Annotated in this window: 16 protein-coding genes; 9 read left to right on the top strand and 7 right to left on the bottom strand. The window is 44.9% G+C overall.

Annotation, left to right across the window (positions count from 1 at the left end):
* Nucleotides 1-55 precede the first annotated feature (55 nt).
* Both LZG94_RS23945 and LZG94_RS23940 read left to right on the top strand, forming a co-directional pair.
* On the top strand, nucleotides 56-715 hold the full coding sequence (locus tag LZG94_RS23945; RefSeq protein WP_233794192.1) for a carbonic anhydrase: 660 nt from the start codon (nucleotides 56-58) through the stop codon (nucleotides 713-715).
* 537 nt (nucleotides 716-1,252) lie between these two features.
* On the top strand, nucleotides 1,253-2,410 hold the full coding sequence (locus LZG94_RS23940) for an acyltransferase (RefSeq protein WP_233794191.1): 1,158 nt from the start codon (nucleotides 1,253-1,255) through the stop codon (nucleotides 2,408-2,410).
* A 68-nt stretch (nucleotides 2,411-2,478) separates the two neighbouring features.
* Here the strand turns inward: LZG94_RS23940 and LZG94_RS23935 are convergent, their stop codons facing one another.
* From LZG94_RS23935 to LZG94_RS23925, 3 genes are all read right to left on the bottom strand, one after another.
* Entirely contained in the window at nucleotides 2,479-2,724 is a 246-nt protein-coding gene (locus tag LZG94_RS23935) for a DUF3253 domain-containing protein (RefSeq protein WP_233794190.1), read from the bottom strand.
* Nucleotides 2,725-2,745: 21 nt separating this feature from the next.
* Nucleotides 2,746-3,780, bottom strand: a complete 1,035-nt coding sequence (locus tag LZG94_RS23930; protein ID WP_233794189.1) for a YhcG family protein — start codon at nucleotides 3,778-3,780, stop codon at nucleotides 2,746-2,748.
* Nucleotides 3,781-3,916: 136 nt separating this feature from the next.
* Nucleotides 3,917-4,204, bottom strand: coding sequence for a hypothetical protein (locus LZG94_RS23925; protein ID WP_233794188.1), 288 nt, complete (start codon nucleotides 4,202-4,204; stop codon nucleotides 3,917-3,919).
* A gap of 315 nt (nucleotides 4,205-4,519) precedes the next feature.
* Here LZG94_RS23925 and LZG94_RS23920 point away from each other — a divergent pair, with 315 nt between their 5' ends.
* The gene (locus tag LZG94_RS23920; RefSeq protein ID WP_233794187.1) at nucleotides 4,520-5,746 is read left to right on the top strand and encodes an ImmA/IrrE family metallo-endopeptidase; all 1,227 of its coding nucleotides are present in this window, start codon (nucleotides 4,520-4,522) and stop codon (nucleotides 5,744-5,746) included.
* An 18-nt stretch (nucleotides 5,747-5,764) separates the two neighbouring features.
* On the top strand, nucleotides 5,765-6,244 hold the full coding sequence (locus LZG94_RS23915) for a hypothetical protein (protein WP_233794186.1): 480 nt from the start codon (nucleotides 5,765-5,767) through the stop codon (nucleotides 6,242-6,244).
* A gap of 409 nt (nucleotides 6,245-6,653) precedes the next feature.
* On the opposite strand, the gene LZG94_RS23910 is transcribed toward LZG94_RS23915, so the two are convergent.
* The 3 genes from LZG94_RS23910 to LZG94_RS23900 form a co-directional block, all read right to left on the bottom strand.
* On the bottom strand, nucleotides 6,654-8,129 hold the full coding sequence (locus tag LZG94_RS23910; protein WP_233794185.1) for a DASS family sodium-coupled anion symporter: 1,476 nt from the start codon (nucleotides 8,127-8,129) through the stop codon (nucleotides 6,654-6,656).
* Nucleotides 8,130-8,213: 84 nt separating this feature from the next.
* Nucleotides 8,214-9,857, bottom strand: a complete 1,644-nt coding sequence (gene betA / locus LZG94_RS23905; RefSeq protein ID WP_233794184.1) for a choline dehydrogenase — start codon at nucleotides 9,855-9,857, stop codon at nucleotides 8,214-8,216.
* Nucleotides 9,850-11,337, bottom strand: coding sequence for an amino acid permease (locus tag LZG94_RS23900; RefSeq protein WP_233794183.1), 1,488 nt, complete (start codon nucleotides 11,335-11,337; stop codon nucleotides 9,850-9,852). Before LZG94_RS23900 ends, betA begins: the two co-directional genes overlap by 8 nt.
* A 236-nt stretch (nucleotides 11,338-11,573) precedes the next feature.
* On the opposite strand from LZG94_RS23900, the gene LZG94_RS23895 reads away from it, so the two are divergent.
* Both LZG94_RS23895 and LZG94_RS23890 read left to right on the top strand, forming a co-directional pair.
* Nucleotides 11,574-13,301, top strand: coding sequence for a right-handed parallel beta-helix repeat-containing protein (locus tag LZG94_RS23895; RefSeq protein ID WP_233794182.1), 1,728 nt, complete (start codon nucleotides 11,574-11,576; stop codon nucleotides 13,299-13,301).
* 23 nt (nucleotides 13,302-13,324) lie between these two features.
* Complete coding sequence (locus LZG94_RS23890; RefSeq protein ID WP_233794181.1) at nucleotides 13,325-15,652, top strand: T9SS type A sorting domain-containing protein; 2,328 nt, start codon at nucleotides 13,325-13,327, stop codon at nucleotides 15,650-15,652.
* On the opposite strand, the gene LZG94_RS26610 is transcribed toward LZG94_RS23890, so the two are convergent.
* Nucleotides 15,609-15,839, bottom strand: coding sequence for a helix-turn-helix domain-containing protein (locus LZG94_RS26610; protein WP_409013364.1), 231 nt, complete (start codon nucleotides 15,837-15,839; stop codon nucleotides 15,609-15,611). The two genes, LZG94_RS23890 and LZG94_RS26610, sit on opposite strands and share 44 nt — an antisense overlap.
* A gap of 224 nt (nucleotides 15,840-16,063) precedes the next feature.
* Between LZG94_RS26610 and LZG94_RS23885 the strand changes: the two genes are divergently transcribed.
* From LZG94_RS23885 to LZG94_RS23875, 3 genes are all read left to right on the top strand, one after another.
* Nucleotides 16,064-16,387, top strand: coding sequence for a HigA family addiction module antitoxin (locus LZG94_RS23885; RefSeq protein WP_233794180.1), 324 nt, complete (start codon nucleotides 16,064-16,066; stop codon nucleotides 16,385-16,387).
* Between the two features lie 383 nt (nucleotides 16,388-16,770).
* Nucleotides 16,771-16,956: a hypothetical protein gene (locus LZG94_RS23880; protein WP_233794388.1), complete on the top strand. Its 186-nt coding sequence runs from the start codon at nucleotides 16,771-16,773 to the stop codon at nucleotides 16,954-16,956.
* Entirely contained in the window at nucleotides 16,929-17,093 is a 165-nt protein-coding gene (locus tag LZG94_RS23875; RefSeq protein WP_233794385.1) for a hypothetical protein, read from the top strand. The genes LZG94_RS23880 and LZG94_RS23875 overlap by 28 nt, the downstream gene beginning before the upstream one ends.
* Nucleotides 17,094-17,260: the final 167 nt, after the last annotated feature.

The following is a 17,260-nucleotide window of genomic DNA, read 5'->3' as shown; positions in this document are numbered from 1 at the left end:
TTGAGGAAATTTGATTAAAACTTGTTTTTCAAATTCTAACATTACCACTACCGAAATGGATATCTCACAAATTTTCAAAAACAATCAGAATTGGGTTCAAAGCAAGCTTAATCAGGAGGCCAATTACTTCAGTGACCTTTCCAAGGGACAGACTCCCGACATTCTCTACATAGGTTGTTCAGATAGCCGTGTCTCTGCCGAAGAACTGATGGGCATCGCACCTGGCGAAGCATTTATTCTGAGAAACATCGCTAATATGGTACCGAACACCGATTTGAGCGTCATGTCAGTGATCAATTATGCTGTGGAGCATCTTAAGGTAAAACACGTCGTTGTCTGTGGGCATTACTATTGTGGTGGTGTGCAGGCAGCAATGAAATCCGGTGACCTTGGGATATTAAATCCTTGGTTAAGGAATATTCGAGACGTGTACCGGACTCATAAAAATGAATTGGCTGCCATAGAAAATGAAGAACAGCGTTACAAAAGATTAGTTGAATTGAACGTAGAGGAGCAATGTATCAATGTAATTAAAACGGCAGAAGTGCAAAAGGCGCAACGTGACCGAGGTTTGACCGTTCACGGTTGGGTATTTGATGTACACTCCGGAAACCTGATTGACCTGAATATCAATTTCAAAAAATTACTGGAAAATATCATGGAAATTTATCGCCTCGATTTGACCGACCCTGAGGTTCAGACTGCCAAATCATAATATTTGACCAAAGAATCGCTTTAAGTCAGCAAATGAATTGATCCGTCCTTTATACGCGGTAATGAAAGCTAAGATGGGCACATCGTTAGTCTAAATGTCCGCGTATATTTCATAACGTTAACATCAATTTCAGTTGTCTTTGACTGCTCTAACTTCTCATGTGGGCGTCCAGTCCAAACCGACGGAGTGATCGCTTTACTGCTGATGGGAGAGAAACCATGCCTCGGCTAAATGGGTTTCAATTAAAACAGAAGCTACAAACCGACGCAGAGCTACAATTAAAATACATCCCTTACCTTTCTTTTCCACTGCCTTACATCAGAAAATGGTGATCGATGCATACAGTATGTTTGCACAAGGTTCTTTTGTAAAAGGGGGACCATTCCAGCAACTGGAGAATACATCAGGATAATTATGGAGTACAGGTCAAGGTTGCAGCTCCAAATAACTTTAACTGAGTTTAAGCGCAGATACATAAAGTCTGGTCAAGTTGGCCGGTTTTTGTAATTTGGTATCTTAGCTATAATCTTGAAATAAATGGCTCTTCCTGGTACTCAGTCCGCATTGATTCCCGAACATCCCAAAGGCAAAATCGTTTATATTGACAACCTGAAAGTGCTCCTTACTGCGGTCGTCATCGTGCATCATGCGCTGGTGACTTACGGCGCGCCCGGCGGCTGGTATTATTACGAGAAATCAGAATTACAAGGCGCCGTCATCCCGATGACAATGGTCGTCAGCGTCGACCAGTCCTTTTTTATGGGCTTCTTCTTCTTTCTTTCTGCACTCTTTATTCCCGCATCCCTAAAACGCAAAGGCACTGCGGTTTTTGTTAAAGACCGGTTTTTTAGATTGGGTATTCCGTTGATATTCTATTCGTTTGTCCAGGCGACGATCATGAACTACTTGGTTTACCGCTACGGTGGAGAGCACGACATTACTTTTATGCAATTCGTGTCGGGTTATGATGGCTGGATAAATGTGGGCGTACTCTGGTTTGTTGTCGCGTTGTTACTCTTCACATTGTGTTACGTCGCATGGACAAAACTCGCCAAACACGACATAAAACAATGGCAGTTACCTTCTATTAAGCATATCTTAGTCTTCGCTGCCGTGCTTGGGCTGACCACTTTTTTAATCAGGCTGATTTTCCCGGTGGGTTGGGTTTTGGAGCCGTTGGGGTTTCAGCTTGGACATTTTCCACAGTATATTGCTGCATTTATATTCGGATTAATTGCCGCCGAAAACAAATGGATCGAGCAGGTTGATCAGCAACGTTACCGGAGGCTGGGAATATTCATTCTCGGCATGATCGTTATCGGCTTTCCGTTGATTTTCTCTCTCAAAATCGTCTTTGGCCAGCCGCTTGAATGGTTTGTCGGAGGCTGGCATATCGCTGCGTTTCTCTACGCATCCTGGGAACAGATTCTCGGCATTTCCATCATGGCCGCACTGCTTGCATTTGGGAAAAAGAGACTGAATACCTCGTCCGAATTCATGACGAAAATGTCGCGTTGCGCCTTCGCCGTGTACATTCTGCATCCTTTTGTGCTCGTGGTGTTCTCGCTTGCGCTAAAAAGCTGGACCGTGGACCCGGCGATTAAATTACTGATTGTAGCGCCACTTGCCGTCGTGTTTACCTTTTTGCTAGGTCACCTTGTCCTGAAAATTCCGGGCGTGAATAAAGTCGTTTAAAATGCACACTGCCGCATCAGAATAGTGGGTAGTCTCATGCTAATCTTCTGGCCTTCTATTCCTAATGTTCAGATAATCTTAATGCGGACCGGCCCCTTGATATTGTTGACATCAACAGGTATTCCCTTTTGCGTTATTGCTACGCTACCCTTGTTATGCAAATCAATTGCTACCTCGCGTACATCATTCATGTACTTACGCCAATCGTCAGGAAACAGCATGCGTGCAATTTCAGAAGGACAAGTACTTTTCTCAGCGCCACGATGAATGGCCGTGGCTAGAATGGTTGTTGCTATTTTCTCGTAATGCTGCATGCGAATGCTAGTTGAGCACTGTCAGTTTCTTTGAATAAGCCTTTGTTGAGCTATTTCAACTGCCTTGTGTAGCTTTTCGCTAAGGAGTTTCTGTGAGGGCAGGACAGTCAGGTAGTCGGCTACTCTGATATTGCTTTTGTCGAGTTGTAACAATTCCACATGCTCTTCATTTTTGCCGGTGCAAAGGATAAGTCCAATTGGCGTGTTTTCACCTTCAACTTGTTCGTTTTTTTCAAGGTAACGAAGATATAACTCCATCTGACCTTTGAAGCCAGCCTCAAATTCGCCGATTTTAAGATCCATAGCAACCAGGCATTTTAGTCGTCTGTGGTAAAAAAGCAGGGCGATGTAATAATCCCGGTTATCAATAGTTATCCTTTTTTGACGCGCCAGAAAAGCGAAGTCGATGCCCATTTCGGTGATAAAACGCTGCAACTCAACGATAATACTTGTTTCTAAATCTCTTTCGGAATAAGTATCCGCAAGTCCCAGAAAGTCGAGAAAATAGGGATCTCTGAAAACCAAATCCGGACTTAACTTCTGCTCTGTTTTTAGTCTCTCCAGATCATTCAGAATCGTCACTTCCGGCTTTTTGCTGATGGCAGTGCGTTCGTAAAGCATGGAATTTATTCTTTCTTGCAGTTGACGCGACGACCATTTTTCCAACTTACATATCTCAATGTAAAAGTTCCGCTTCAATTCATCGTCAAACGCTATAATCTGTCTGATATGTGTCCAACTCAATTGTGTACGCAGTGCGTGCACAATCTCAACTTCCGGAAAAACCTCGGCAATTCGAAGGCAATGGTGCAGTTGTCGTTTGCTCCATCCGTTGCCATATTCCAATGTCAACTGCTTAGATAGCGTGTCCACAATCTGCTTGCCGTACTCTGCTCTGTTGAAATTAAGAACCTCTTGATTGATTCTTTTACCAATATTCCAGTACAAAAGTGTGATTTCGGCATTGACCGCAATGGCTACATTTTGCCTGCTTTGCTCAATGAGTTGCTTTATATCACTGGCAATGAGCGGCATGTTTGAAAGTGGTGTATTCATAGGAGTCAAACTAATTTATTAGATTGTCTTTTACAAGCGGTTTGCTTAATGTCCATTTTTACCATGACGTAAGTCTGAACTGCCGTGAATCGATATGTAAAACAAAAAAGGACTGTCGCCAACAGTCCTCCAATTCCTAAACTTTCGCAACCATTTTCTGAAACCCCTCTACAAGTAAGTTCACATCAAACAGCGCCGATTTTTCGGCCGTATCAAACGGAATATCAGAATGATAAAGCGCCAGATCATGCACCATTTTCAGCGAATGCGCCAGCTCCTTACAGCCCTGACATTCGATGAGATACCAAAACTCGGCTTGTGACTCTGTCAGCGGTGCTCGGACATTTGATGCGTGACGTGCATCATTCGTTGGGTTGACTGAATTTGCATTCGAGTCGACACCGGGACCATTTAAAGTTTGCATATCCTAGATGGATTGAAGTGATTAAAAATGGAGAGGTCACCGCAAACTTTATCAAAGCTGATGCTACGATAGGTCTCGGGACTCTCACCCGTATGCCTCTCCAATACGATACTTTAAACCCAAGTTTTAACATGAGCATCATAAAAAATTTAATAAAGTTTGCGGGGCAAATATAGGGGAATATTTATCACATCTTCAATACAAATTCTGCGAAGAAATGCCGAGACGCAAAGCTTCTTGAAAATTAGTCAAGTTTCCCATTTTTGGGAAAATTCGCTGTATCTTGCACTAATTATCTAAATTTTCAACGTGACAATGGGAAACAACGACATGCCGATCAACATTTCGGATTTGTTTGAACAAGTAGGAAGTGGCCCCTCTGTAAGCTTTTCCGAGCTGGTTGAACAGAAAAAATTAGAGCTTGGCATTACAGACTTTCAAATGTCAAAAATCCTGGGGATACCAAAGAACACCTTCTATCGAATGACAAAGAGGATATCGGAGGGCGATGTAGAGTCACTTGATTATTTTTCAATTATTAAGATTAGCCAGCTCTTTAACCTCGACGTCCAGGATTTAACGAAGACTTACGTCGGCTCATTGAACTCGGAACATATCGGACAAATCGAAGACGCCAGGAAGGCTAACTATATATTACGAACCTTTGACGTCAAGGGCCTTAAAGATTTAAACTTCATTTCATCTATTACCGATTTCCAGCACATCGAGAATCGCATAAAATCATTTTTCCATCTTGATTCTATTTTTGATTACAGTCATGAAGTTGGCAGAGTGTTGTTTAGCAAACTGCACAATTCCAATGATAAAATGAGAGAACTTTGGGTTCGATCAGCTTTTTTTCAGTTTGAAAAAATTGAAAATACAAACGAATTCAATCGCGAAGCACTATTGAGTCTTGTCAAAAACATAAGACCATATACCAGGTATGAAGAGAAAGGATTTCTGACGGTAATACGTGCTCTATTTGGTGTTGGAATTACAGTAATTGTTCAACCTTCTCCACCGAAGGCCAAAGTACGAGGTGGAACATTTGTCGTAAATGGAAAGCCTTGCATTGCCATTACTGACTATAATAATAACTATGCAACGTTGTGGTTCGCTCTAATGCATGAGCTATTTCATGTTCTGAATGATCTGGATCAACTAAAAGTTTTGAAATATGCACTTACAGAAGACGGTGCAGCAGACCTGTTTCTTCTTCAAGAAGAGGATGCTGACTGGTTTGCCCGGGAAATGCTCTTTCCGCGTGAATTCATGAACTACATTAAGCATTTGATCAACTCTCCTGCATCCGTGGCGAAGTATGCCGAAGAAAAACGTGTTCATTCTGCAATAATTTACAGTTTCTTTTGCTACGAAGCTAACAAGGAAATGGGCAAGAACTTGTATGGACTTTATCAGCAATATTTTGGTAAAACTGACATTGCCTTACGATCATTAAAAACGAATCCTTTTGATAAAGAATCAATTTTTGAGGAAATAGAATTGATTAAGAAAAGATTAACTGTCGGAACAAACTAACTAAATATATTCAGAAACATGGAAAATAAAAAAACGAAGAAAGATCAGACAGATCGTCTTGAAGAAATGAAAAAATTGATTGAACAATCGAAAGATATGACATCAATCCAACCTTTATTATTTCCTCTTGAGGAACTGGGAGACGAAGATATCAGCTTTGACTCTAACATATTTAGCGACATTGCTGATCCTGACAAATCGCACCGGTTATTTTTTACCATGCGAAGAATGCTCATAGATAATCTTCCAAGAGGAAAGGAAAATAAGGCACTCCGACAGCAAATCTATGATCAAAAAAACTTGTTTTTAAATAGAGGAAAAGCTCTTGATAAAAATGGCATTCGCCACAGTTCCGGCCAAATGACTTACATTTCTACTTTTTTGGAGCCAGCCTTCAATGTGACAGCTGATTGGGTAAAGTCAGGAGGAGGGCCGATGGACATTTTTATGGCATTTTACGATCTTAATAAGGCTAACGGATTTAGTCTGGACTTATAAATCTTGAAAAGGTCCTAGGTGATATCAAAATATCGACCATTTTCCCGACGTCAGGAAAATGGTCTGCAAGCTGTAATAAGTCTTAACACGCTTTTTACGCCTTGCCGTAATCGTCCAGTTGAATTAATTCGACAATAAGCCTTGCAAATTTTTCTATAACGACAAAACTGCAACAGCTTGTTGCAGTTTTGTAACAACCTGATAAAAAGACAATTATGTGGCTCTTAGCTTTCTGTTAACAGCATACTATATTCCATATGGAGGCCTAGAAGATTGCTAGACTATCGTTTCGATTTGAAACAATTTCCAAGTCAACATTTTTCAAATCAACCAGAAATACACCCGTTCTCTGAATAAGCAAGTTTCAGTTATTCGAAATTTTCGAGTAACCGAAACTGATGGAAAGACCTCATTCCCAAACAAACACCCTAATAATCAACGACGCTACCGTAATAATAACAATCCCCGCAACATCGAGCAGCAACCCGGCATTGCGCATATCAGCGGCACGGACCCGCCCGCTTCCGAACACAATGGTGTTTGGCGGGGTTGCTACGGGGAGCATAAAGCCGAGCGACGCGGCCAGCGTGGCGGGCACCATCAGCATTAATGGCGGCATGCCGGTTACTTTTTGAATGGCTAATAATATGGGTAACACCAATTGTATGCAGGCGACATTGGAAGCAAGTTCGCTGATGACACAAATGATCACGCACATGCCAGCGATAACAAAAACGGGGGACGCATCCTTTAAAAAAAGCAGTTCTTGTGCCAGCCAGGTGCTTAGCCCCGACTGATCGCACCCTTTTGCCAAAGCAAAACCACTGCCCAACAAGAGGATGATGCCGATTGGAAGTTTCTTCGCTTCTTCCCAGCTCATCAGCATTTTACCTTTTTCATTTTTCGAGGGGATCAGAAATAGTAAAACTGCCATTACAATAGCCACCGTGCTATCCGTAATAAACGATGCCTGTGTACCCAAAAGACGGCCCCAACCTTTTAGATGAAAAGATCCAAAATCAATATCCTTTCGGCCAAACCACAAGTATGCGGTAATGACAAAAACGGCAAAAACGACCTTTTCTTCAAAAGCCATTTTGCCCAATTGCCGCAGGGAGGCAACAAAGTAACTGCGGTCGAATATAACAGCTTTTGCACTGCGGAGAAAAGTGAATTTGAGAATAAAAAATGCCGCGGCCAACAGCATTACTGCAACCGGAAAAGCTAGGACAAACCAGCTGACAAAGTTCATGTCGCCGGCATCTTTGTAAGCATCTAAATATATTTTGTAGAAAGCAAGATTAGTGGCCGTTCCCACCAGTGTAGACATGCCACCAATGGATGCAGCATAGGCAAGCCCCAACAGCATTGCCTTGGCGATCGCATTTTTTTGAGCAGCAGATATGTCGTGTTTTTCAACCTGAACAATAATCCCCAGCACCGCAGAAAGCATCATCATGACGGTTGCCGTATTGGACACCCACATGGAAATGAAAAAAGTAGCGACCATCACGCCGCCAAGCATGGTGGCCGGGTTGGCGCCGAGTTTCGATAAAATGGACAATGCAATCCGCTGATGCAGGTTCCAGCGTTCAATCGCGAAAGCCAGCAGCACGCCTCCGATGAATAGGAAAATGGTTTGATCCATATATTGGGCCGCCACCGTTTGCGAATCGGCTATGCCTAGTATCGGCATCAGTATGAATGGCAGCAAGGCCGTCACGGCCAGGTCAGTCGCTTCGGTGAGCCACCAAATGGCGACCCATACCGTCACCGCGGCCATTCTGGTAACTTCGGGATGCCCGGGATTTAAGTCAGCAAAAAACAGGACAAGAAAGAACGCAGCCGGTCCGGCAAACAGCGCAGCAAATTGGGCAGGTTTCAAGGAATTTCAGTTAAGAATATAAAGGAGGTAAGTAATTTTGTAACCAAGCGCTATTGTTTTAATACTTAAAAGCGAAGCTGTTTACTAGGGCTTTCTATAAAAATTAGCTTTTTCCGGTGCAAGTGGCTGGTTGCCTAAAATGATATCGGCAGCCTTTTCAGCAATCATCATAATGGGTGCATACAGGTTTCCATTGGTTATATACGGCATCACACTGCCATCCACGACGCGCAAACCTTCAAGCCCATGCACCCGCAGCGTGAGCGGATCCACCACAGACATGCTATCCGTACCCATTCGACAAGTGCAGGATGGATGCAGCGCAGTTTCAGCATCACGTCTGACCCAGTCGAGAATTTCCTGATCAGTCTCCACACTATGGCCGGGCGAGAGCTCGCCGCCATTAAATTCACCCAGTGCCTGCTGATTCAGGATGTTCCGCGCGCAGCGGATCGCCTCTACCCACTCCTTCCGGTCTTTATCCGTAGACAAATAATTAAATCGAATAGCTGGCTTTTCCTTTGGATCCGCGGACTTGATGAGCACAGATCCACGCGCATCCGAATTCATCGGACCGACATGCACCTGATAGCCGTGACCACCTGATGGAGAACTGCCGTCATAACGGATAGCAACAGGCAGAAAATGAAATTGAAGGTTAGGGTAAGCAACGGTATCATTACTTCTGATAAATCCGCCGCCTTCAAAATGATTGGTTGACGCAGGTCCACTACGAAACAGCATCCACTGCAGACCAACCCGGGGTTTATTATACCATTTCAACGCCGGGTATACGCTCACCGGTTTTTTGCAGGCATATTGGATATAAACTTCAAGATGATCCTGTAAATTCTGGCCCACACCCGGAAGGTCGTGCAGCACCTCTACCCCCGCCGCCTTCAATGTTTCAGTGTTTCCTATTCCTGACAACTGGAGAACCTGGGGAGAATTAATGGCACCCCCGCAGCAGATAATCTCCCCTGCCATAACTTTGTGCAAACTATTTCCTTTCAAAAACTCTACACCCACTGCACGCTTTCCTGAGAACAGGATTTTGGTTGTGAGCGCGTCACAGATGACTTCCAGGTTTTTACGTTTTCCCAAAATAGGATGCAGGTATGCGTCGGAGGCAGACCAGCGCTTTCCATTTTTGATATTACGGTCGAACTTTCCAAAACCTTCCTGCTGGAATCCATTCACATCATCGGTGAGCGGATATCCTGCTTGTTTGGCTGAATTGAAAAATGCCTGAAACAACGGGTTAGTGGCCGGCCCGGTCTCCAAATGCAGGGGCCCGTCGCCACCACGCCAGGCATTGACTCCGGCGGTTCTGTTTTCTGACTTTTTAAAATAAGGCAGGCAATGTGTATAATCCCATGTTTCCATTCCCGGATCCTTTGCCCATTTTTCATAGTCCATTGGATTACCCCGAATGAAAATCATTCCGTTAATTGAGCTGGAACCGCCCAACACTTTCCCACGTGCGTGATACACCTGCCGGTTATTCATAAACGGTTCAGGTTCGGATTGATATTGCCAGTCGTAAAATTTGCTGCCGATCGGATAGGTCAGCGCTGCTGGCATATGGATGAAAATATCCCACCAGGAATCCGTTCTTCCCGCCTCAATGACCAGCACTTTATGGTTGGGATCTTCACTTAGCCGGTTTGCCAGCACACAACCTGCCGACCCACCTCCAATGATGATCGTGTCAAAATTTTTATCCATTGTCTTTTAATGACTTATAATAATAAATGAAAATTCCGATCACGATCAAGCCAGCCGTGTACATCCATGCCGAATACTGGTGATACCACTCCAAACCATACGTTTCAGGTCGCGGCCAGGATACATTGACCACCATAAATGTGCTCCAAACAAGCGCGAGAATATTAATTGGTAAGCCCCATTTGCCTAAATCAAATCTTGCGTTAGTATCTCTGTTATGCCTTGCAGAAGAAAGTCTATTTTTGAGTTGAAGAGCAACCACGATCCAGTAGGCCAAATTGGCCCAAAGTATGGCGATAGAGGTTACCAAAGCGAAAACATTGGGAAACTGAATGTTCACTGCCAAAACAATGATCGCTCCCAATCCACAAATCAGCGTTGCTAGTATCGGAGTGTGAGTTTTTAAGGAAACTTGCGATAAGGATTTGCTAAAAGGCAGGTACCCATCACGCCCCATCGCGTACATTAATCTGGCAGCCCCGGAGTGAACTGCCAATGTGCATACAGTAATGGCAAAAATGACACAGCAAAGAAATAGACTTCCGGTAGTTTCTCCCAGCACTGATTTAACCAGCATAGGTAACCCTCCGCGTATATTTCCCAGATCCGGCATATTGAAGTCCGGCACTGCCATGAGGGCGAAAAGTAATACGAGTAATCCCGCAGTGCCTGCCGCTAACAGTGCCTGCAAGATGGCGCGGGGTGCTTTTGTACGGGGGTCGTGCGTTTCTTCGGCCAATGTTCCGGCAGTATCAAAACCATACAAAACATAAGAGGCTGTCAATGCAGTGGCTGCCAAAAAAATCTTCACATCAGGGAAAGAGCTGCCCACAGATTTGATTTGTTCAATATGGACGACCGCCTCGACCGGAGATCTTACCCTGTTTAGAAAAAGCAGGATTATTAATAGAACAATCCCAACCAGTTCTGCGACCGCACCAATATTATTAATCAGCACCATCAGTTTAATGCCTTTCGCATTTACCAGCGTACTGATAACAATCAGAATAGACCCTAGTAAAATGCCGTTAATAGCAACCGATTCTGCATCATCTGAGGTTCCGATGACCTGAAAGGCACTTGATATTTGAGGCAGGCTAACCTGTAATGCCATCGCTACCGCAGCAAGGGTGACAATGAGGCAAGCCAGGTAAATCCATCCTGTCATCCATCCAAAGAAAGGGTTTCCTGTAAACTTTGCCCATTGATAAACCCCACCGGATAACGGAAAACGGGAAGCTAGTTCTGCAAAGCAAAGCGCCACCAGCAACTGACCCGCAAGTACAAACGGCCAGGTCCAAAAGAATCCGGGACCTGCAACCCCGTAACCCATATGGAACATTTGGAAAAGCCCCGTAAGAATAGAAATGTAGGAAAATCCGGCAGCAAAACTGGAAAAGCTGCCCATCGAGCGTTTTAATTCCTGCCGATACCCAAAACTGGCCAGATCGGTATTGTCACTAGCTCGGGAATCCTTCATATTAGTTTTGCAGGGTTTATTTCACTATTACTACATAAAATGGATAGCGCTCGATATATACTTAACAGTCAGCCCGATTTGTAAACCTTTACTAAACTTATGTTCCATGCTAGCCTGCATAATGCTTGAAAGAGGCAGCAAAAAATATAGCGGCCAGCCAAGAATATACGTCACGGTTTTTTCGCATGAAACCCGGTACTTTGCGAAAACTCGTAATCTCCTCTGTTCTTTCCTGTATGCATTCAACTTTACTTCCTGCAAAAAGTACGTCCAATTTATTTTTTGTTTCTTTTCGAATCGCTATTTGCCTGGCGCTTTTTTCACTTCTGAATGGCGTTTCTTCTGCTGTTCTTGCTTCGACATTCTATGTAAAAACAACCGGCACAGGGAATGGGTCGGGCTCCTGGGCAAATGCGAGCAGTGATCTTCAGGCGACTATCAATGCCGCCAACGCAGGCGACGAAGTCTGGGTGGCAGGTGGTACATTTCAACCTGCGGCTTTTACGTATTTCTCCATGAAAGAGGGCGTGAAAATCTATGGCGGCTTTGCAGGAACGGAAATCAATCTCGCTAGTCGCGACCTGACTATCACTGCTAATAAAAGTATTCTGCGTGGCGTGCAAAGTTCTGTCAATACAATCCGCAATTCAGGGAACGGGCTTACCACGGCTGCTGTGCTGGACGGGTTTACGGCTTCAGGAGAAACCAGCGGCATTTTTAATGCCAATTCGTCGCCCATGTTTGTCAATGTGATTATCACAGATAATGGCCTTAACGGAGCCGGTATGAGAAATGAGAATTGCTCCCCCGTTCTGGTAAACTGCGCTATCGTGAGAAACCAAGGTGCTGGAATAGAAAATATAACTGCCTCTCCGATATTGACGAACTGTACAATTGTCGATAACGTACCTTCTGGTCAGACCGCTACCGGTATGCGAAATTCGTCTAATTCGTTTCCCCAAATTCGGAACAGCATCATTTTTGGAAGACTTGGGATCCCCGATGGCGTACCAGGGATCATCAATGAAACAGGTTCCAGCGCAGTGATTCGATATAGCATCGTGCAACGTGTATATGATGAAAACCCCGATCACCACAATGCTCCGCGAGCAGTCGATCCGCTTTTTGTCAATGCTGAGGCGGGTGATTACCGGCTGCAACAATGCAGCCCTGGTGTGAACAAGGGTAATAGTGGCTATTATGCCAGTGGCCAGACGCCCAATTTAACTACTATTACGACCGACCTGGCTGGTAATCCACGCTTTTACGGCCAGGGAACGGTAGATATGGGCGCATACGAATACCAGGGCGCCACTTCTGTGGGTGTTCCAGGCGTGTGGTATGTGAAGGCAGGCGGAACCGGCTCCGGGGCAAGCTGGGAGTGTGCTTCCGGCAGCGTGCAGCTTGCAATAAGTTCAGCTGCGAGCGGTGAACAGGTATGGGTGGCAGAGGGAACCTTTTACCCGGATCAGGAAGACGGACTTGCCAGAGCACTCATTATGAAGGAGGGTGTAAAGGTTTATGGTGGCTTTGCAGGAACGGAGACAAATCTTGCCAGCAGAGATGTGACCATCAATGCTAATAAAAGCATTTTGCAGGGCTTGCCAAGTGTTCTCTACACCATTAATAATACGGGAAATGCGCTTACTACTGCTGCCTTGCTGGACGGTTTTACTGTTTCTGGAGGAACTAGTGGTATTTTAAATTCCAATTCATCACCCATGTTCGTCAATGTGATTATCACAGGCAACACTGGCGGAGGGCCTGGTATGAGAAATGAAAACTCCTCCCCCGTTTTGGTCAACTGCTCCATCGTTAAAAACCTTGGTGTAGGTATGGTGAATTCAGGGGCCTCTCCGATACTTACGAACTGCACAATTGCGGATAACAAATCTGACGGAGAAGACTTGATAGCCGGAGTAAATAATACTGATAATTCATCTCCGGAAATGAAGCTGGGATAGTCAATGAAGGGGGTTCCAGCTCTTTGATCCGGTACAGCCTGGTACAAGGAGAAACCAGCACGTCAAATGGTAATATTTCAGGCTATGTGGATCCGGTCTTTCGGGATGCCGCTCAGGATGATTACGGGCTGCAGGCTTGCAGTCCGGTTGTGAACAAGGGAAGTAACACCTACTTTACCAGCGGTCAGACGCCGGATTTGTCACTTATTGTTAAAGACATTACTGGCAGCGGTCGCTTTTACAATAATGGAATCGTAGATATGGGCGCTTACGAGTTCCAGGCCGATCCCCTACCGCGGGGAGTTGCCGGTGTCTGGTATGTAACTCCGGGTGGAAGTGGGGCAGGTACGAGCTGGGCCTGCGCACAGAGTGACTTGCAACGCGCCATTAATTCGGCATCCAGCGGCGATCAGGTGTGGGTAGCTGCAGGTACGTTTATCCTTGGGAGCGGCCCGCGTTTTTTCATGAAAGAAGGCGTAAAAATTTATGGAGGTTTCGCAGGCAATGAAACAAGCCTGGATCAGCGGGACCTGTCTGTTACAGCTAATAAGAGTACCCTCAGTGGTAATAATGGCGCCGGGGTACTAGTCCATTCCGGGCTGAAGCTGACCAGCGCCGCTGTACTGGACGGCTTCACGATAACAGGTTCTAACACCGCCCCTGCGATCCAGAACGGCAGCGGATCATCGCCTAAGCTGGTCAACCTGACGATAACCGGTAATCAATATACGGGTATGAATATTTATGATTCTTCCCCTGAGCTGATCAATTGCTCATTCATTGGCAATGTCTCTCCAATTTTCGGAGGCGGCCTCTTAATATCCAGTGCTTCTCCAATATTGACCAACTGCTTAATCAGCGGCAATACATCTGCCTTAGATGGAGGAGGGATCTTTGTGGCTGATTCAAAACCCGTAATCACCAATTGCACGATTGTCAGAAATATTGCTAGCGGCCAAGGTGGTGGAATTTTCAATACCAGCGGCCAGGCTTTTCCGATCCGCAACAGCATTGTTTATGAAAATAATACCGGTCTAGTGAATGTTCCGCAGTCTGGCATCAAAAGCAGCCTGGTTCAGGTGGACGGAAACGCAGGAATAAGCGTCGATCCGCTTTTTGTAGATGCCAACGCAGGTAATTTCCGGTTACAGCCTTGCAGCCCTGCTATAAATGCTGGGTTTAATTATTTTCAAGAAGGCCAGAGACCGGACATTTCCGGCATTACTGCCGATCTGGATCGCAACCCACGGGTACGTGAGCACATTGTTGATCTGGGTGCTTACGAGTTTGGTGGCGCAAGGCGCGAACTGGCCAATGATAATGATGAAGCTTCCGCTGACATTGCCGGAGACTATGTTTTGACTTCCGCTGATTGCCAGCTTATCGCCTATTTAAATCCAGGTGGCGTGGTGAATGGAACAGGCGCCGTGTCTGGCACGGTGAAAGGAAAAGTTTGGGTAGCAAGTACGCAGCCTGACGACTTTGTAAAACGACACTACCAGATAACGCCTTTCAACAATCCCGACGGTGCCGCAGCCAGAGTAACCCTATTCTTTACCCAGCAGGAATTCGATGACTTTAATGCTGTAAACCCGACCAAGCTGCCGCTTAACGCAGCCGACATTGAGAACAACAAAGCCAATTTACGTATTGAAAAGCGTTCAGGAGTGAGTAATGACGGCTCTGGTCTGCCCGACTCTTACCCAGGCAACGTCTCCACATTTACACCTGCTCAGGCTAATGGCAAAGTTGAATGGAATGCTGACGCGCAATACTGGGAAGTGACTTTTGATGTAACCGGTTTTAGTGGTTTTTTCATAAAAACGAAACAGTCTGCGCTACCGCTTAATCTGATCAGCTTTACTGCAACCAAAGAAACAGGAAGCAATTTGCTTCAATGGAACACTGCGAGCGAGGTCAATACGAACAACTTTGAAATCCAGCGCAGCGGCGATGCCAAAAGCTTCCTTAAGATTGCGACGGTGGACGCGGCTGGCAGTGGAGATAATCATTACAGCTATCACGATCAAAACAACTTTGACGGTACCATTTATTACCGTTTAAAAATGTCAGATCGTGACGGCACGTTTACGTACAGCAAAATCACTTCACTCAATGAAGAAGGCAAGCTGAATGCAATTTATCCAAACCCAGCAAGCGAAACGGTTACTTTCCAGGTTAGTGATGCATTGCTAAGAACATCTGCCAATTTATATGATATTACTGGTCGCCACATGCAAAGTCTTGACATTACTGCCACCAAACAACAGATCAGTATAAAATCGCTGCCCAGTGGGCTTTACATTCTCAAATTTGCTGATGGTACAAGCGAGCAATTTGTGAAAATGTGACGGGTAACTTTCCGTACTTCTTGGCATATTCCTTAGGCGAAACTCCAAACTCCTCCCTAAAACATTTGGAGAAATACGAGAGATTCGAGAAACCTACGTCATACATGATCTCAGATACATGATGGGGCGGTTGGAGCGGTTGATTGGAGCAGGCAGATAGGTAAATTGCTAAGCTCCGGAGGAGCAACCTGTTTCTAGAATAGATCAATGATAATAATTTGTTAGGCCCCAGCGGGGCCTCCTGGGAATTCGCGGTTAATTAGGAGGCCCCGCTGGGGCCTTTGCTATAAAACCGGGATATATTTTCTATAAACAGGGAGCCGCTCTGCGGCATAAAATTCAATACAATTAATAGGGAGAGAATGCCTCAGACGTTGACGATATAGATTATCATTAAACAAGAGGAATAATATGATTTTGTTTGATCCGCCCATCCAGGTGAACTTATCCGCGAAACTCTTGACGGAATTTATGAGGAAACAGGAAAAAAGACTTACCGTTGAGCAGGTGGCTGCAGTTTTGGGGACAACCCGTAAAACCCTGTCAGCAATTATAAATGGAAAATCTGCGGTGTCGCCAGAAATGGCAATTCGTTTAGGCGCTGCGTTCCCGAACACGACAGCCGAATTTTGGTTAGGTGTGCAGGAGAATTACAATTTAGCGCAAGCTAGAAAGCGTGTAGATGCATCTAAAGTTAATGCGATATGGCGGCCGAATGGGTTGCTGCCAGCGTAAACATCTCAAATTATGATAACTTAGAGAATATAGAGATTGTTTGATTTCGTTGATTATTTGAAGGAGGGATTTCGAAGGAGAATGATGAGATGAAGGGGCGGTTGGAGCGGCTGATTTGGGGGAGGTAAATAGGTAAACTGCAAAGCTCCGGAGGAGCAACCTGTTTCTAGAATAGATCAGTGATAATAATTTTGTTAGGCCCCAGCGGGGCCTCCTGGGAATTCGCGATTAATCAGGAGGCCCCGCTGGGGCCTTTGCTATAAACTGATATCGTTGTTCTATAAACAGGGAGCCGCTCTACGGCATAAAATTCAATACAATTAATAGGGAGAGAATGCCTCAGACGTTGACTATATAAATTATCATTAAACAAGAGGAATAATATGATTTTGTTTGATCCCGCCCATCCCGGTGAACTTATCCGCGAAACGCTTGACGGAATTTATGAGGAGACAGGAAAAAGACTTACTGTTGAGCAGGTTGCCGCAGTTTGGGGACAACCAAGAAAACGCTGTCTGCAATTATCAATGGAAAATCGGCGGTGTCACCCGAAATGGCAATTTGTTTAGGCGCTGCGTTCCCGAACACGACAGCCGAATTTTGGTTAGGCGTGCAGAAAAATTATGGTCTTGCACAGGCGAGGAGGCGTGTAGATGCATCTAAAATTAATGCGATATGGCGGCCGAATGGGTTGCTGCCAGCGTAAACATCTCAAATTATGATAACTTAGAGAATATAGAGATTGTTTGATTTCGTTGATTATTTGAAGGAGGGATTTCGAAGGAGAATGATGAGATGAAGGGGCGGTTGGAGCGGTTATTGGAGGAAGGTGAAAAGAGCAAATCTCTATTTTCAACTAAACAACTATTAGAA

It is taken from the genome of Dyadobacter sp. CY343, assembly GCF_021390335.1.
In the GTDB taxonomy this organism is placed as follows: Bacteria; Bacteroidota; Bacteroidia; order Cytophagales; family Spirosomataceae; genus Dyadobacter.
This window is presented reverse-complemented; position numbering and strand designations above follow the sequence as displayed.

Excerpts from the sequence above, each read along its gene's own strand:
- LZG94_RS23885 (WP_233794180.1), top strand. The coding sequence starts at position 16,064 with ATGATTTTGTTTGATCCGCCCATCCAGGTGAACTTATCCGCGAAACTC.
- LZG94_RS23930 (WP_233794189.1), bottom strand. The coding sequence starts at position 3,780 with ATGAATACACCACTTTCAAACATGCCGCTCATTGCCAGTGATATAAAG.
- LZG94_RS23925 (WP_233794188.1), bottom strand. The coding sequence starts at position 4,204 with ATGCAAACTTTAAATGGTCCCGGTGTCGACTCGAATGCAAATTCAGTC.
- LZG94_RS23915 (WP_233794186.1), top strand. The coding sequence starts at position 5,765 with ATGGAAAATAAAAAAACGAAGAAAGATCAGACAGATCGTCTTGAAGAA.
- LZG94_RS23940 (WP_233794191.1), top strand. The coding sequence starts at position 1,253 with ATGGCTCTTCCTGGTACTCAGTCCGCATTGATTCCCGAACATCCCAAA.
- LZG94_RS23920 (WP_233794187.1), top strand. The coding sequence starts at position 4,520 with ATGGGAAACAACGACATGCCGATCAACATTTCGGATTTGTTTGAACAA.
- LZG94_RS23895 (WP_233794182.1), top strand. The coding sequence starts at position 11,574 with ATGCATTCAACTTTACTTCCTGCAAAAAGTACGTCCAATTTATTTTTT.
- LZG94_RS23880 (WP_233794388.1), top strand. The coding sequence starts at position 16,771 with ATGATTTTGTTTGATCCCGCCCATCCCGGTGAACTTATCCGCGAAACG.
- LZG94_RS23945 (WP_233794192.1), top strand. The coding sequence starts at position 56 with ATGGATATCTCACAAATTTTCAAAAACAATCAGAATTGGGTTCAAAGC.
- LZG94_RS23900 (WP_233794183.1), bottom strand. The coding sequence starts at position 11,337 with ATGAAGGATTCCCGAGCTAGTGACAATACCGATCTGGCCAGTTTTGGG.
- betA (WP_233794184.1), bottom strand. The coding sequence starts at position 9,857 with ATGGATAAAAATTTTGACACGATCATCATTGGAGGTGGGTCGGCAGGT.
- LZG94_RS23935 (WP_233794190.1), bottom strand. The coding sequence starts at position 2,724 with ATGCAGCATTACGAGAAAATAGCAACAACCATTCTAGCCACGGCCATT.